This is a genomic window from Varibaculum vaginae (assembly GCF_900604285.1).
GTDB lineage: Bacteria > Actinomycetota > Actinomycetes > Actinomycetales > Actinomycetaceae > Varibaculum > Varibaculum vaginae.
The window spans coordinates 1,234,677-1,249,756 of sequence record NZ_UWNY01000001.1 but is presented as its reverse complement, the minus strand read 5'-3'; the positions used below and the strand labels follow the sequence as shown (position 1 = coordinate 1,249,756).

Genomic DNA, 15,080 nt, shown 5'->3' with positions numbered 1-15,080 from the left:
TTCTAGCCGTCATTCTAACTAGAACTCGGACACTCCCACTTCCGACAAATACCCCTGAAAGGCATCTCGAAGAGCAGCTGCGAGCCGCAGAGGATCATGCTGCTCCGAGGCAGATCCGGCTCTAACTTGACGTATTACCAGTTTTGCACCCACAGATTCGGCAGCTCGTTCCAGTTCATCGTCATCATCAATCGCCGTGGGATCGACAATCACCACATCGATTTTCATCTCGGGTGCGAAATGCCGAAACGCTTCTATGTGTCCCGATAGCGTCAGATCTTCGGTTTCCTCAGTATGAGGCTCAAGATTCATCACCATTACTTTCCCCGCCGAGGACTGTTGTAGAGCCGTGGCCAGTTCGGGAACTAGCAAATGCGGAATAACCGAGGTATACCAAGATCCCGGACCAAGAACAATCCCCTCTGCCTCCCGGATAGCTTGGATAGTTTGGGGACAAACTCGCGGATGGGCAGGGCTAAGACGCACATCAACTACTTTCCCGGGAGCTTTCGCGGCTTTGGCCTGCCCATGAACGGTACGTTTTTTACCATTTAAGACTAAATCAGCCTCGATCTGCATAGGGTCGGCACACATCGGGAGTACTTTACCCTCACAATTTAGCAACCTGGCAACCCAATCCAGACCTTCAACTACGTCTCCCAACAAATCCCACATGGTCACGATCAGGAGATTCCCCAAAGCATGATTGTCAAGAGGCCCGTCGGAACTAAAACGATGCTGCATAGCATCACGCCAGGTAAGACCCCAATCGGTATCATCACATAGCGCAGCCAATGCCATCCGTAAATCCCCGGGAGGGAGCACTCCTAGTTCTTTGCGTAATCTGCCCGAAGAGCCTCCGTCATCAGCTACGGTCACTACCGCAGTTAGCTGTCGCGTGATATGGCGTAAGGCACGCAAAGTGGCAGACAGACCGTGCCCCCCTCCCAATGCCACGATGCTGGGGCCAGTCCAACCACGGGTCATCCAACCATCTGAATCTAATAAGGTTCTCATTCCAACCCCAGATCTCTATGTACGGTACGCACCGGCAGCCCTTGGGCACGGAAAAGTTCACTGATTTTTTCCGTTAAGGCCACCGAACGGTGCTGTCCGCCGGTACAGCCGATCGCGATAGTAACAAAAGGTTTGAGTTCTGTAAGGTAGCCCGCAAAAATTGGGGTCAACATGTCCACCAATTTTTGCGCGAATTCTTCTGCTCCCGGTTGATCAAGAACATATTTTGCCACCGGTGCATCCCGGCCGGTTAAATGCCGCAGCTCGCTCACCCAATAGGGATTAGCTAAGAAACGCACATCGCAAACCCAATCGGCGTCTAGGGGAATTCCATTTTTAAATCCGAAGGACATTACGGTGAGTTTCATGGGGCGATCGCCTTCCCCGGCCACCACATCGCGCATATGACGGTTAAGGTCATGAACGTTCATATTGGTGCTGTCGATTAAAACATCGGCGCGAGTACGAATCGGAGCTAGTATCCTCCGTTCCGCACGAATTCCGTCCAAAATTCGTCCTCCCTCTTGCAAAGGATGAGGACGCCGGTTGGACTCGTAACGGCGCACTAAAACTCGCTCATCAGCATCTAGGAACACTAACTGGTAACGGATATGCCGTCGGGATAGTTCATCCAAAGCACGCTGAAACTTGGAGAACAGTTCCCCACTACGTACGTCAACAATCGCGGCCAGCCGATGGATACCTTCACCTTCAGGGGTCATCATATCGGCAAACGGCAGCAACATAGCCGGAGGCAAATTATCGACTACGTACCAGTCCAGATCCTCCAGAGCCTTTCCAGCCCGTGACCGACCAGCCCCCGACATCCCGGTAATAATAATCATCTCGGGAACATTGGCCTCACGCGGAGGAGCGGTTTCATCAAGTATCGGCACTCCCTCGGGCACCGTAGGCGGGGAAGATAAATAATGCGGCTGAGCTTCATCCATGTTCTAAGTATGCTACGAAGTGAGCTCAGTTACCGGCTATCGGCGAGACAATCGCGAATCTGCTTGGCCATTACCGCTCCGATACCGTCAACTTCCGCTATCTCCCCCTCTTCCGCTTCTCGGAGGCGTTTGAGGGAACCGAAATGTTTTAATAAGGCCTTTTGCCGAACTGGGCCTAAACCGGGAATGCTATCCAAGAGTGAATTTCGCACGGTTTTACCCCGTTTTTTCCGATGCGCGGTAATCGCGAAACGGTGGGATTCATCGCGTAAATACTGTAAAAGGTAAAGCGCGGGCGAAGTGCGGGGAAAAATAACTGGAAACTCTGTTCCCGGCAGCCATACTTCCTCTAGGCGCTTAGCTAATCCGATGACACTCACATTGGCACCTACTTCTTCGAGAGCCTTTTGAGCTGCATTAACCTGAGGCGCTCCCCCATCTACTACGATCAGATCCGGAGAGTAGGAAAAACGTCGTAAAATTGGTTCCCCAGAAGTTTCGGCGCTGACTAGCTCTCGTTGCACATCCAGTTCTTCTTGACGCAACCTAGCAAAACGTCTCTTTAGCACTTCATTCATAGCCTTAGTATCATCGGCAGAATCTGCAGGAGTGCTGTGGATATTAAAACTGCGATAGGCACGTTTTAAGGGCGCACCGTCCTCAAACACCACCATTGATCCTACCTGATGCGCACCTTGGGTATGGGAAATGTCGTAGCCTTCTATCCTCAGAGGGGCATCCGCCAATTCTAAATATTCCTGTAATTCCCGCAGGGCTTCGGAACGTTGAGTTAAATCCCCTACCCGTTTGGTTTTATGTAGCCGCAAAGCTTGGGAAGCATTTGCGGCAACAGTTTCCATCAGAGAACGTTTAGCCCCTCGCTTAGGCACTCTTATCTGGACTTTTTTCCCCCGAATTTCACTAAGCCAGGCGCTCAGGGTAGCGGCTCTTTGCGGTATGAGCGGCATCAATATCTCGGAGGGAATCGCCTGGGTGGGAGTATGTTCAACGTCGTCTACACTTTTCGCGGCAGCTACCGCTTGATTTAGCTGCCGATATTCGCCATATACCTGCTCTAAGAAGCTCTCAAGCATCTCTGGCAGATCACTTTCCTCCGGGGTTTCTACCACCCACCCGCGTTCACCGCGAATCCTACCAGCACGTACGTAAAATACCTGCACAATCATTTCTAGGTCATCCTTGGCCAGGGCATACACATCAGCGTCTACGCTCTCGTCTAGCACTACCGTATTTTTTTCTCTAACTTTTTCGAGGGCGAGTAACTGGTCTCGTAGTTTCGCTGCCTGCTCAAAGTCGAGACGGGAAGCAGCCTCCTCCATTTCATTATGGATCCTAGATGTGAATGGCTCGGTTTTTCCATCCAGGAAGGAGCTTACTTGCGTAGCTAATTTCCGATAGGCCTGGGGGGATATCCTTCCCACACAGGGGGCAGAGCATTTATCAATATAGCCTTCCAGGCAAGGACGCCCTAATACTTTTGCGCGATTGAAAACTCCTTTGGTACATGAGCGTAAAGGAAAAACTTTACGCAGCAAATCCATGGTTTCCCTAATCGCCCACACCTGAGTATACGGACCGAAATAGCGGGAGTTTGGCCGCCGACGTTCCCGGGTAATGTGAATACGCGGATACTCATCCCCCATAGTTAAAGCCAGATAGGGGTAGGACTTATCGTCCCGATACATTACATTGAAGCGGGGAGTAAATTCTTTGATCCAGGAATACTCCAAAGACAGCGCCTCAAGTTCATTATCAACCGTTATCCATTTAACTGCCGCCCCGGTGGTTACCATTTTCCGAGTTCGTGGATGCAGAGATTCTAGCGGCTGAAAATAATTAGCTAAACGGTTACGTAGGTTAACAGCTTTACCGACATAAATAACTCGACCATTTTCATCTAGGAAGCGATAGACCCCGGGACTGGGGGGAATATCTGCCGGATTCGGCCGGTAAGATGCAGGGTCAGCCATATGCTCCAGGATACCTGGCTTATCTCTATTAGCTAAGCGCCTCCAAATTTTATGCCTCAGCGTGAGATACCTTTTTCCGCTAAAACTTGCGTCCTAAGTCCCGCCCTACCCCTGAAGAAATGTGAGAAAAGCAAAAAAGTTAATGCTTTAGTCAAAATGTGGATGGTGGTGGTAAAGTTTCCGCGAAAAATGTAATCCTACAGGGGTAAAGCGCTTCGTCCCGTAAAGGTGGACGAGGCTCAGAAAAAATTAAGGAGCCGCTGATGAGCAGTGTTGTGGAGGCCGTTTACGACGAGGTTCTAGACCGTAACCCTAACGAACCGGAGTTTCACCAGGCAGTTAGAGAAATCCTAGAATCCATTGGTCCGGCGGTAGAAAAACATCCCGAGTTCGTTGAAACCAAACTTCTAGATAGGTTGGTAGAGCCGGAACGCCAGATTCTTTTCCGGGTTCCGTGGGTTGATGACAACGGAGAAGTACAAGTTAACCGGGGATACCGCATCGAGTTCAACTCTGCACTTGGCCCCTACAAGGGTGGTTTACGTTTCCACCGCTCCGTCAACCGTTCCATCCTGAAGTTCTTAGGTTTTGAACAGATATTCAAGAATGCACTCACCGGTCAAGGTATCGGAGGGGGCAAAGGTGGATCAGATTTCGATCCCCACGGACGCTCCGACACCGAAGTAATGCGTTTTTGCCAACAATTCATGACCGAACTTTACCGTCACATCGGTGAACACACTGATATCCCCGCAGGCGACATTGGGGTTGGTGGACGCGAAATCGGTTATCTTTTCGGAATGTACAAGCGACTGACCAACCGCTTCGAATCAGGTGTCTTAACCGGAAAGTCCCTATCTTGGGGCGGCTCTCAAGCCCGCACAGAAGCTACCGGTTACGGCACGGTACTTTTTGCTCAAAGGATGTTGCAAACCCGGGGAGCCGATATGGAAGGCCAGCGAGTCATGATTTCTGGGGCAGGTAACGTAGCTATCTATGCAGTTGAAAAAGCCCAGCAACTAGGGGCAAAGGTAGTGACTGTATCTGATTCTTCCGGCTGGGTACTTGACGAAGATGGAATCGATGTCGAGTTGCTAAAGCAAGTCAAAGAGGTAGAACGCGCCCGGCTCACCGAGTACGCAAACCGTAAACCGGGGGTTAGCTACCATTCCGGTTCTAAACCTTGGGCAGTTGGCGGAACGATTGCGCTGCCTTGTGCCACCCAAAATGAACTAACCTCGAAGGATGCGAAGCGCTTGTTAGATGGCGGAGTCAAGGTAGTCGCCGAGGGCGCCAATATGCCTTGTACACCCAACGCGACAGCTCTGTTCCAAGACGCCGGAGTACTATTTGCTCCCGGCAAAGCGGCCAACGCCGGAGGGGTAGCCACTTCCGCCTTGGAAATGAGTCAAAACGCTGCTCGAGCTTCTTGGAGTTTCGAAAAGGTAGAGCAAGAGCTCACCAAGATTATGCACAACATTCACGATGAGTGCGCGCAAACCGCTGAAGAATATGGACATGCGGGCAACTACGTGATGGGAGCAAATATCAATGCATTCCTCAAAGTTGCGGGCGCCATGACCGAACAAGGCATCGTCTAAAAGTAAATAAGCGACTACTGCGGGCAGCGAATCAGCAGATAGCCTTCGTCCTCGGAGGTAATAACTTCTTCTGGTTTAGCTGCCCGCAGCCGCGCAATTTCGGCAACCGAAAAAGAGAGATCAAACCCTACCGACCTACCGGCAACAACTTTCACCGCACCAACCCCTCCGGTCTGTTCGCGAACCTCTTCATACAGATCTAGCAGTTCCGCATCCACGCCAGCGGCTTTCTGTTCCCGCTGGCCTGCTAACTGCTGAAGCTGAGAGCTAATCTCAGAATTTTCCGAGCCTACTTCACTTTCAAGCCGCACGATTTCTTGGGCATACGCTGCTTTACGCTGAGAGATTTCTGCCTCTATACTCTCAAGGTTCTCCATTTCGCCCATTACGGTTAGCATTTGCTCTTCTAAATCTCGAGAGCGTTTATCCATCTGCCGGATTTCTTCTTGTAAATTCACCAATTCTTTGGGCGAGCCCTGTCCACTATCCAGGCGCTGTTGCTGGGCTGCTTTCCGATTTTCAATAGCTGCCAAGTCATTTTCCAAGCCCACAATTTCTCTTTTTTTATCGGCTTGTAGCACCGCAAGCTTAGTTTTTTTAGTCTCTAGTATCTGATCTTTTTCTTTCACGTCTGTTAGTTGGGCTAGCTGCGGCATTTTCTTTAACTGAAACTGCAACTTCGCCATTTTGCTATCTAACTCTTGCAAATCCAGTAAAGTTAGCTGGTCCCTCCAGGATGCTTCCATCACAATCTCCTTTATCTGTTCTCATTTTCCGGGGAAATTCGCATCTCCCACGGGTCGGTGCAAATCCGAGAAATTTCTACTTCTAGCTGCTTTGGGAAACTTTCCTGCAACATACGCGCGCATCTTGGCACCCACGGCCATTCACTTGCCCAGTGAGTAGCACAAATCAGGTAGGGTCTGCCGCCCGCTAAATGTTCGGAGGCCGGATGATGGCGCAAGTCCGCGCAAATATAGACATCCGCGCCCGCACGACGGGCATCCGTTAGGAAAGAGTCCCCACTGCCTCCACTAACGGCAACGGTACTTACTGAAGCATCTAGCTCTCCCCCCACTAGAATTCCTGCCGGACATGATGGAAGACTTTGCGCCACTTTGTTAGCAAAATCCCTAAGAGGCATCGGTACTGCTAAACGCCCAATCCGACCACTACCGGTATTTTCAGTATGCGGGATCAATGGACGAGTATCTTCGAGCCCCACTGCCTGAGCCAAACAATCGGCTACCCCTCCAGCAGCGGAATCCGCATTAGTGTGGGCATTGAATAGCGCAATCCCATTTTCTATTAACCGATGTACCAGGCTTCCCTTCGGATCCGTAGCGGCTACGAAAGAGGTTCCCCGCAAGTAGAGCGGATGATGGGTGACGATTAGTTGCGCTCTGCGCTCAATCGCTTCCGTAAGTATCGTGTCTACTGGATCTACCGCCACTAAAACTTTATCTATCGGGGAAGAAGGCCGCCCCACGATTAAACCCACCCGATCCCATTCTTCGGCTAAATCGGGAGGATATGCTTCCTCAAGACGCTTCACAATGTTGCTTAACTTAATGCTCACCTCTTGAGTTTAATAGACAAAGGAATGCCAGAGGACAAAGCTCGCAGCCGATTACTGGGCAATCAGGATTACCCTCCTAATCCAGATTTAGCCTTTCTTGCCAGGAATTGCGTATTTCCCGTCACGTTTTACGGTTTCAACCTCGGGGTAGCCAGCTTAAATGAACTGGCAAACAATGTAATTTACGATACAACTCATTTGAAAAACCCAAAACACTCTGCTTCCTACAATCGAATAATAGATATTGAAATCGCTATTTTCTGCGAGTTTAACCTCTCGCCCCACAAACACTATTATTGGTAAGGGCGCCTTGTCCCCCATTAAGTTGCGAGACAGGAAGGGCCTTTATGAGGATCGGTTTTGATTCTGAACGTTACATATCTTCACAATCAGAGCATATTGATGAGCGCCGCAAAGAAATAGGCGGCAAGCTATACCTTGAGATGGGCGGCAAGCTTTTTGATGATTTTCACGCCTCTCGAGTACTACCAGGATTCACCCCGGACAATAAGATTTCTATGCTGGAGCGTCTACGGGATGAGATGGAAATCATCGTGGCGATTAACGCCAAGGATCTGAACCGTCAAAAAATTCGCGCAGATTTGGGAATCCCCTATGAGCAGGATGTTCTCCGTCTAGTTGACGTATTTCGCGAGCGAGGCTTTCTAGTTGAAAACATCGTTTTAACGCAGATGGAGGACGATAATCACAATGCTAAGTTATTTAAAGAGCGTCTAGAACGTTCCGGGCTAAAGGTTGCACGGCACTACACAATTCCCGGTTACCCCTCCAATACCGACCTGATTGTTTCGGAGGATGGCTTCGGACGCAACGAATATGCAGAAACTACCCGTGATTTAGTGGTAGTAACTGCTCCCGGCCCAGGATCCGGAAAACTGGCAACATGCCTGTCGCAGATTTACCACGAATATCAGCGGGGAATAAAAGCGGGATATGCAAAGTTTGAGACTTTCCCAATTTGGAATCTTCCCCTAGATCATCCGGTCAACCTCGCTTACGAGGCCGCGACCGCTGACCTGGATGATGTTAATATGATTGACCCCTTCCACCTGCAGGCTTACGGTAAACAGGCTGTGAATTACAACCGGGATGTGGAAGTTTTCCCGCTGCTGCGCTCCCTGCTGGAGCAACTTGCAGGTTCGTGTCCCTACCAGTCACCCACCGACATGGGAGTCAATATGGCTGGTTTTTGTATCAGTGATGATTTAGTTTGCCAGGAGGCCGCAAAACAAGAAGTAGTACGCCGTTACTATCACGCCTTGGGTGACGAGGCTGCCACACATGCAGACCCCCTAGAATCACACCGAATTGCGATGACTATGGCAAAACTGGGAATCACTACCGAATATCGGAACGTGGTACGACCGGCATTAGATCTCGAAAGCGAAACTGGAGCTCCAGCAGCAGCTATGCAGCTTAGTGATGGGCGGATTATTACCGGTAAGACTTCTCCTCTGTTGGGATGCTGTTCCGCTATGCTGCTTAATGCCTTGAAAACATTGGCAGGCATCGATGAGGGAGTACAGCTGCTCGCACCCTCGTCAATCAAACCCATCCAAACCCTTAAAGTTGACCATTTAGGGGCACGCAACCCGCGCCTACACACTGATGAGGTTTTGATTGCGCTTTCAGTTTCAGCTGATACCGATGAAAATGCGCGCAAAGCGCTTGAAGAATTGGAGCATTTGCGTGGTAGTGAAGTGCACACCACTACCATCTTAGGTTCGGTAGACACCCAAATTTTCCGGCAACTTGGTTTGCAGGTTACTTCAGAACCGGTTTATGCACGTAAAACCCTCTTTAAGAAATAGTTCAGCTTAGTCCTGGAATCTATCTCAATAGTTTCACCGGCAGGGATTACATACAATCCCTGCCGGTGATTTCATAAATACGCAGTAAATCTAGCCTTCGGGGCTGACTTTCCAAATCTTTTGTTTGGTTTTAGCTTGTACTAGTTCTTTACTAACCCCCATAGTGGTTAAGAACATCGCCATCCGCACCAAGACCCCATTATCGGTTTGTTTAAAAATTGATAAGCCGGGCAGATCATCCACGTCAGTAGACAGATCCAGGGCGTTGGGGCGGGAATCTCGCGGCAGCGGGTGACAAATTATAATATCTCTCGCACCCGCCTCCTCTAGCATAGCTTTATCTAACAGGCATCCTTGCAGTTCCTTGGATTTAGCCAGTTCTTCAGTCATACGCTCTCGCTGCACCCGAGTTGCGTAAACCGTATCGGCCCCTTCTAACGCCTCAATCTGATTATCGCATTCGATTACTTCACCACCCCGAGAAAGTGCGTATTCGGCGATTTCCCGAGGTAGCTCTAGCGAGGGCGGAGAAAATAGCCGGAAAGTTACCCCCTCATACAGGCTCATCAGTTTCATGAGGGAATGTACGGTACGTCCGTATTTAAGATCCCCCATAATCGCGATAGTACAGCCGTCGAGAGATTTACCCCTTTTTTCCAGTTCTATCCGCATGGTAAACACATCCAGTAGAGCCTGCGAGGGGTGCTCTCCAGAACCATCTCCCGCATTTAGTACCGGCACTACCGAGTGACGGGCAAACTCCGCCACAGATCCGGCATCAGGGTGGCGCACCACTAAGACATCGGTGAATCCGGAAACCACTCGGGAAGTATCGGCAATGGATTCTCCCTTTGCCATGGAAGAGAAAGTAAAACCAGTAGTAGTTTCCACTTCCCCTCCTAGCCGTAGAAAAGCAGATTCGAAGGATAGACGAGTACGGGTGGACGGCTCGAAAAATAGGGAACAAAGTACCGCGCCATCTAGTACCGTGCAAATCTGTTTCCGCTGGGCTATCGGACGTAAAAACTCGGCTAAATCAAACAGCTCGCCAAGGTTTTCGCGATCGAACTGTCCCACTGAAATCAGGTGTTGCCCTACCCCAAAACGCGGGAAATCATAGTCTTCCGGCATGTTATTGCCCTTTCCAAATGAGTGTTTTAGATAAAAAAATACCCCGCCGCAGCGGGGTAAAATTGGAAATAGAAACCTCAGGTAGTTGCCGCCGCCGTCTGGTTCTCATCACGCTCCTAACGTTTTCCTGAATGGAACAATAGCATACGGACACATCGATCGACTCGTATAATCCAGCTCGCGGTAAATTTGTGTTCTCTTTCTCGCCGTTAAGTATTTCAAGGTGCGCGAGTACACATCGCCGCAGATAGATTTCTCCCCACAAAGCCCCCTAAAATCGAATGACGGTCAAAGCCAAGGAGGAAGAATTGAAAGGAATCAATCGCTACTATCTGCAGTCTCTAGCAGTTCTAGCTTTGATACTAACCACCGCTTTTTGGGGTTCTACTTTCTTCTTAATTAAAGACCTACTAACCAATATGACCACCTTGTCTTTCCTGGGGGTTAGGTTCATAATCGCCGGCACACTCTCGGCACTAATATTTTCGCCCCGTCTGATGAGGGCGAACCGGAAAGTCTGGCAACATGCTTTTTCCCTTGGAGCCGTCTATTCCACGGCTCAAATCCTGCAAACTAAAGGCTTAGAAACTGCCGACGCTTCCGTTGTCGGCTTCATTACCGGACTTTATGTAGTGATCACTCCCCTGCTGGTGTGGTTGCTGTTTAAAGAAAAGATTAAACCCGTGAACCTAGTGGCAGCGCTAGTGGCCATGGCGGGGTTAATGGTGTTGAGCTTAAAAGGAATTTCCCTGGGAATTGGTGAACTATTATCGCTGTTAGGTGCGGTTCTTTTTGCGCTCCACATCGTACTCACTGCCCGCTGGGCCGCCCAGGATGATCCCATAACCTTGGCAGCCATTCAATTGATTGCCATTGGAGTTTTCTGTTTTTTGACGGCATTACCTTATGGAATCGAGTTGCCCCAAAACGCCAAGCAATGGTCGGCTTTACTTTATACCGTAATATTTGCAGCAATCGGAGCCTTGATTATGCAGACCTGGGCGCAGCGACACCTACGCCCTACTAAAGCCGCAGTAATCATGACAGTGGAGCCGGTGTTCGCAGCGGTCTTTGCCGTCCTCTTCGGAGGAGAGGACGTGACGTTGCGGCTAGTTATTGGAGGCACCTTAGTAGTTTCCGCCATGCTGGCCACGGAACTAATCCCTGCCTACCGTGCCCGCGATAAAATCCGCACAGCAAAAGAATAAAGCCCTTCACTCCCCTTTAACAGAGGAGCACACTGCGTAGATAACGCGAGGTAAGCGTACCGTTAGCCGCTAGGCAGAAAAGTGCTTTTGAATCTGAGTTTGGGTTTCTAGGTATGTCTGCTCATAGCTACCTAGACCTGCTGGGTAGTGACCGGCGAAAGAATCCATACAAAGACCTCCGTAGGTACCAGGCAGATTCAAACCCACCGACGCCACCAGTCCTGGTATCGACAAATACCCCAGAGAATCTGCTCCTAAATGAACTTGTAGCTCCTCGACATCCATATGGGCACTGATTAGTTCCGCAGAATTGGAAACATCTATTCCGTAAAAGCTGGGAAAAATAAACTCCGGAGAAGCTATTCGTACGTGTACCTCGCGAGCACCAGCATCTTTTAGAAGCTTGACGATCCGCCGGGAAGTAGTACCGCGCACGATGGAGTCGTCTACCATCACTACCGATTTTCCTTCCACGATCCCCTTGACCGCCGATAGCTTCATCAGCACGCCTTTTTCCCGCAGAGACTGTTTGGGCTGGATAAAAGTGCGGGTCACATATTGGTTCTTTACCAGCCCCATCTCGTAGGGCAGGTGCGCGGCCTCTGCATAACCTGAGGCGGCCGACAGGGAAGAGTTGGGAACCCCAATAACGATATCAGCACCGGGAGCAGGCTGTTCGTGAGCTAGAGTCATCCCACACTGTTTACGCACAGCATGCACATTTTTACCCAAGATATTGGAGTCAGGACGAGCGAAATAAATATATTCCATGGCGGCTACGCAAGTCTCAGCAGGAGGGCAATAGCGGTCAATCTGAAGACCCTCCTGATTAATAACCGCAATTTCCCCGCCCCGCAGGTCGCGATAGAACTCGGCTCCGATTAAATCCAGAGCACAGGTTTCACTAGCAATCACCCAGCCGCCACGAGTCTTCATTTTCCCAATTACCAACGGTCGTAGGCAGTGCGGATCCACGATTCCATACATGGTGTCATCGGTCATGATTAGGTAGCTGAACCCTCCCCGCAACCGTTGTAAAGCAGCGCAGAGTTTTTCATAAAAGCTACCTTGTTCCCGCACTATCAGGTGCATCAGCACTTCAGAATCGGAGTTGGAATTAAAAATTGCTCCTTGCCGTTCCAACTCTATTTTTAAATCTGGCGAGTTCACCAGGTTGCCATTATGGGCTAGGGCAATATTGCCGTTATGCATGTGGAATACAAAGGGCTGTAGATTGCAGCTCCAGTTATTACCGGAAGTCGAGTAACGTACATGCCCAATTCCGCAGTTACCACTGAGCTTTGCTAACCGTATGGGATCATCGAAAACTTCGCTAACCAGTCCTTTAGCTTTTTTAACCCGAATAGTTTCCCCGTCGGCTACCGCGATCCCCGCTCCCTCTTGACCGCGGTGCTGTAAAGCATGTAGACCGTAGTAGATCAGGCTGGAGGCATCGGGAGAACCGTAAACCCCGAAAACTCCACACTCTTCCCCTAGGTTATTAACGATTTGTGCCTTCACCTTTTGCTCCTAAATCGCATCTGCACCGATATCTTTCCGATAGGTTTTTCCCTGGAAATCCACTTCTTGCGCGGCTTCATAAACCACCTGGCGAGCAGCCTCTAAAGTGTTCGCGCGAGCCACAAGGTTCAACACCCGTCCGCCATCGGTATAGGCTTTCCCGTTTTCGTGCCGCACCCCGGCATCGAGATAATCCACACCCTCTAGTCCGGTAATCTCTTTGCCTTTCTCGTAGCTCCCCGGATATCCTCCGGAAGCCAACACCAGGCAAATAGCTTTTTGATCGCGGATTTTAATATCAGCAGGTTTCAGACGCCGCTGCATACAGGTAACCAATAACTGATAAAAATCCCCTTCTACTAGAGGCAACACTACTTGAGTTTCCGGATCCCCGAAGCGCATATTGTATTCCAGCAGGTAAGTGCCGTTATCGGTGAGCATCAACCCAAAGAAGATGCAACCGGCGAATTCAAGACCTTCCGCTTGGATTCCCTTTAAGGTGGGAGCCAAAATATCACGTTCGAACTCTGCTTGCCGCTGCGCCGTGTAGAAAGGATTCGGAGCAAAAGTTCCCATCCCCCCGGTGTTAGGGCCGGTCTCCCCCTCGCCAATTTTCTTATGATCCTTGGCGGAGACTAGCGGGAAAATCCCCTTTTCATTAGCCAGACTAAGAATCGAAGCTTCCTTACCTACCAAGAATTCTTCCAGCACTACTTTTTCGCCGGCCTGCCCGAATCGTTGCTCCACCATTATTTCCGAGATTGCGTCTCGTGCTTCCTGGGTGCTCTGGCAAATAATCACGCCTTTACCGGCGGCTAGCCCGGAGGCTTTAACCACTACCGGCAAGTTAAAATCAGCTAGCCCCGCGATGGCGGCCTGCGGATCAGTGAAGGTTTCATAGCGCGCAGTTTTAACCCCGTATTTGCGCATAAAGTCTTTGGCATAGGCTTTAGAGCCTTCCAGGCGAGCCGCCGCTTTACCTGGGCCAAAGAGTTTCATCCCGGCCTGGCTAAATAAATCCTCAATCCCCGCTACCAGCAGTTCTTCGCTGCCCACAATCGTTAAATCTGCGGCGAATTCCTGGGCTATCCGCAAAATTTCCTGCATATCAGAGGAAGTGGTTTGGGCAATTTCGTGAGCTTCCAGGGCACGTTTAATCGCATTTTCACGTCCCCCGTTGCCTACTATCAAAATCTTGGCCATTAGTATTTTCTCTTTCCTAGCTGGCTTGGTTACTTGCGGTTAGAGCAGACAGATTTTATTTTCGGCAGGGTCATCGCATTGCTCTTTGCTAAGGATTTCTCCGATTTGATAGGCCTCGGGCAACGCAGCGGTTACTTTCGGCAGTTCTTCGGGGGGAATTACCAGGGTGAATCCCACTCCCATATTGAAGGTTCCCCACATTTCACTTTCGGGTACTGCCGCGAATTCTTCGCGTTTAAAGATAGCGGGAATACGAATTTTTCCTTTTTCAATCCGTGCGCACAACCCTGGGGGAATGATCCGAGGAACGTTTTCTTCTAGCCCACCCCCGGTGATATTCGCCAGGCCGTGAATTTCGATTCTCTGGTCAAGCAAAGACAGGATCTCGGGGACATAGATTCTCGTGGGGGTAAGCAATTCCGCTGGGAAATCATCTTTAAAGACTGCCCGCACCAGTGAAAATCCGTTAGAATGTAATCCGGAAGAAGGCAGCGCCAACACTAAATCACCGGCTTTAATCGCCGACCCATCGATTATGGCAGACTTTTCTACTACCCCTACAGCAAACCCGGCCATATCGTATTCACCGCTTTGATAGAATCCGGGCATCTCCGCAGTTTCTCCCCCGACTAGAGCCGCACCCGCCTGTTTACATCCCGAAACCACTCCCGCCACTAGCTGTGAAGACACCTCCGCATCTAGTTGGGAACAAGCCAGGTAATCTAAAAAGAACAGGGGTCTGGCTCCATGGCAGAGTACATCATTTACACACATGGCCACCAGATCGATGCCTACGGTATCGTATTTTTTTAGGGCGAAGGCGATTTTCAGCTTGGTACCTACCCCGTCAGTACCGGAAACCAGGACAGGTTCTTGATATTTTCCGAGTTCGTAGAGAGCAGCAAAGGATCCCAGTGACCCCAAAACCTGTTTATTTTGGGTGGAGGCTACCATTTGCTTTAGCCGGCGAACATGCTCGTATCCTGCCTCTTTATCGACACCGGCATCTTTATAGCTGACCATATTATCTATTTTCCCTTGCCCTGT

At 50.1% G+C, this 15,080-nt stretch carries 12 protein-coding genes; 3 read left to right on the top strand and 9 right to left on the bottom strand.

Annotated elements, in window-relative coordinates; translation table 11 throughout:
• Positions 1-18 precede the first annotated feature (18 nt).
• From EFB02_RS05365 to uvrC, 3 genes are read right to left on the bottom strand one after another with little or no spacing between them, the layout of a single operon-like run.
• The gene (locus tag EFB02_RS05365) at positions 19-1,017 is read right to left on the bottom strand and encodes a gluconeogenesis factor YvcK family protein (protein ID WP_122820494.1); all 999 of its coding nucleotides are present in this window, start codon (positions 1,015-1,017) and stop codon (positions 19-21) included.
• A complete protein-coding gene (gene rapZ / locus EFB02_RS05360) occupies positions 1,014-1,967 on the bottom strand; it encodes an RNase adapter RapZ (protein ID WP_122820493.1) in 954 nt (317 codons plus the stop codon). Before rapZ ends, EFB02_RS05365 begins: the two co-directional genes overlap by 4 nt.
• Before the next feature lie 29 nt (positions 1,968-1,996).
• Positions 1,997-3,958, bottom strand: coding sequence for an excinuclease ABC subunit UvrC (gene uvrC / locus EFB02_RS05355; protein ID WP_122820492.1), 1,962 nt, complete (start codon positions 3,956-3,958; stop codon positions 1,997-1,999).
• A gap of 263 nt (positions 3,959-4,221) precedes the next feature.
• Here uvrC and gdhA point away from each other — a divergent pair, with 263 nt between their 5' ends.
• Positions 4,222-5,559, top strand: a complete 1,338-nt coding sequence (gene gdhA, locus EFB02_RS05350) for an NADP-specific glutamate dehydrogenase (protein ID WP_122820491.1) — start codon at positions 4,222-4,224, stop codon at positions 5,557-5,559.
• A gap of 14 nt (positions 5,560-5,573) precedes the next feature.
• On the opposite strand, the gene EFB02_RS05345 is transcribed toward gdhA, so the two are convergent.
• Both EFB02_RS05345 and EFB02_RS05340 read right to left on the bottom strand, forming a co-directional pair.
• A complete protein-coding gene (locus EFB02_RS05345; protein WP_122820490.1) occupies positions 5,574-6,305 on the bottom strand; it encodes a zinc ribbon domain-containing protein in 732 nt (243 codons plus the stop codon).
• Between the two features lie 11 nt (positions 6,306-6,316).
• Entirely contained in the window at positions 6,317-7,138 is an 822-nt protein-coding gene (locus EFB02_RS05340; protein ID WP_327395269.1) for a Nif3-like dinuclear metal center hexameric protein, read from the bottom strand.
• Positions 7,139-7,485: 347 nt separating this feature from the next.
• On the opposite strand from EFB02_RS05340, the gene EFB02_RS05330 reads away from it, so the two are divergent.
• Complete coding sequence (locus EFB02_RS05330; protein WP_122820488.1) at positions 7,486-8,970, top strand: DUF1846 domain-containing protein; 1,485 nt, start codon at positions 7,486-7,488, stop codon at positions 8,968-8,970.
• A 90-nt stretch (positions 8,971-9,060) separates the two neighbouring features.
• Here the strand turns inward: EFB02_RS05330 and pyrB are convergent, their stop codons facing one another.
• Positions 9,061-10,101: an aspartate carbamoyltransferase gene (gene pyrB / locus EFB02_RS05325; protein ID WP_122820487.1), complete on the bottom strand. Its 1,041-nt coding sequence runs from the start codon at positions 10,099-10,101 to the stop codon at positions 9,061-9,063.
• A 308-nt stretch (positions 10,102-10,409) separates the two neighbouring features.
• On the opposite strand from pyrB, the gene EFB02_RS05320 reads away from it, so the two are divergent.
• Positions 10,410-11,309 (top strand): DMT family transporter, encoded by a 900-nt coding sequence (locus EFB02_RS05320; RefSeq protein ID WP_234992743.1) that lies wholly within the window; start codon positions 10,410-10,412, stop codon positions 11,307-11,309.
• Between the two features lie 69 nt (positions 11,310-11,378).
• On the opposite strand, the gene purF is transcribed toward EFB02_RS05320, so the two are convergent.
• The 3 genes from purF to purM are packed head-to-tail and all read right to left on the bottom strand — an operon-like array spanning position 11,379 to position 15,056.
• Positions 11,379-12,830 carry an amidophosphoribosyltransferase gene (purF, locus tag EFB02_RS05315; RefSeq protein WP_234992742.1) on the bottom strand — a complete coding sequence of 484 codons (1,452 nt, stop codon included), beginning with the start codon at positions 12,828-12,830 and terminating at the stop codon, positions 11,379-11,381.
• A 9-nt stretch (positions 12,831-12,839) separates the two neighbouring features.
• A complete protein-coding gene (purD, locus tag EFB02_RS05310) occupies positions 12,840-14,033 on the bottom strand; it encodes a phosphoribosylamine--glycine ligase (RefSeq protein WP_122820485.1) in 1,194 nt (397 codons plus the stop codon).
• 39 nt (positions 14,034-14,072) lie between these two features.
• Positions 14,073-15,056 carry a phosphoribosylformylglycinamidine cyclo-ligase gene (gene purM, locus EFB02_RS05305; RefSeq protein WP_122820484.1) on the bottom strand — a complete coding sequence of 328 codons (984 nt, stop codon included), beginning with the start codon at positions 15,054-15,056 and terminating at the stop codon, positions 14,073-14,075.
• Positions 15,057-15,080 lie beyond the last annotated feature (24 nt).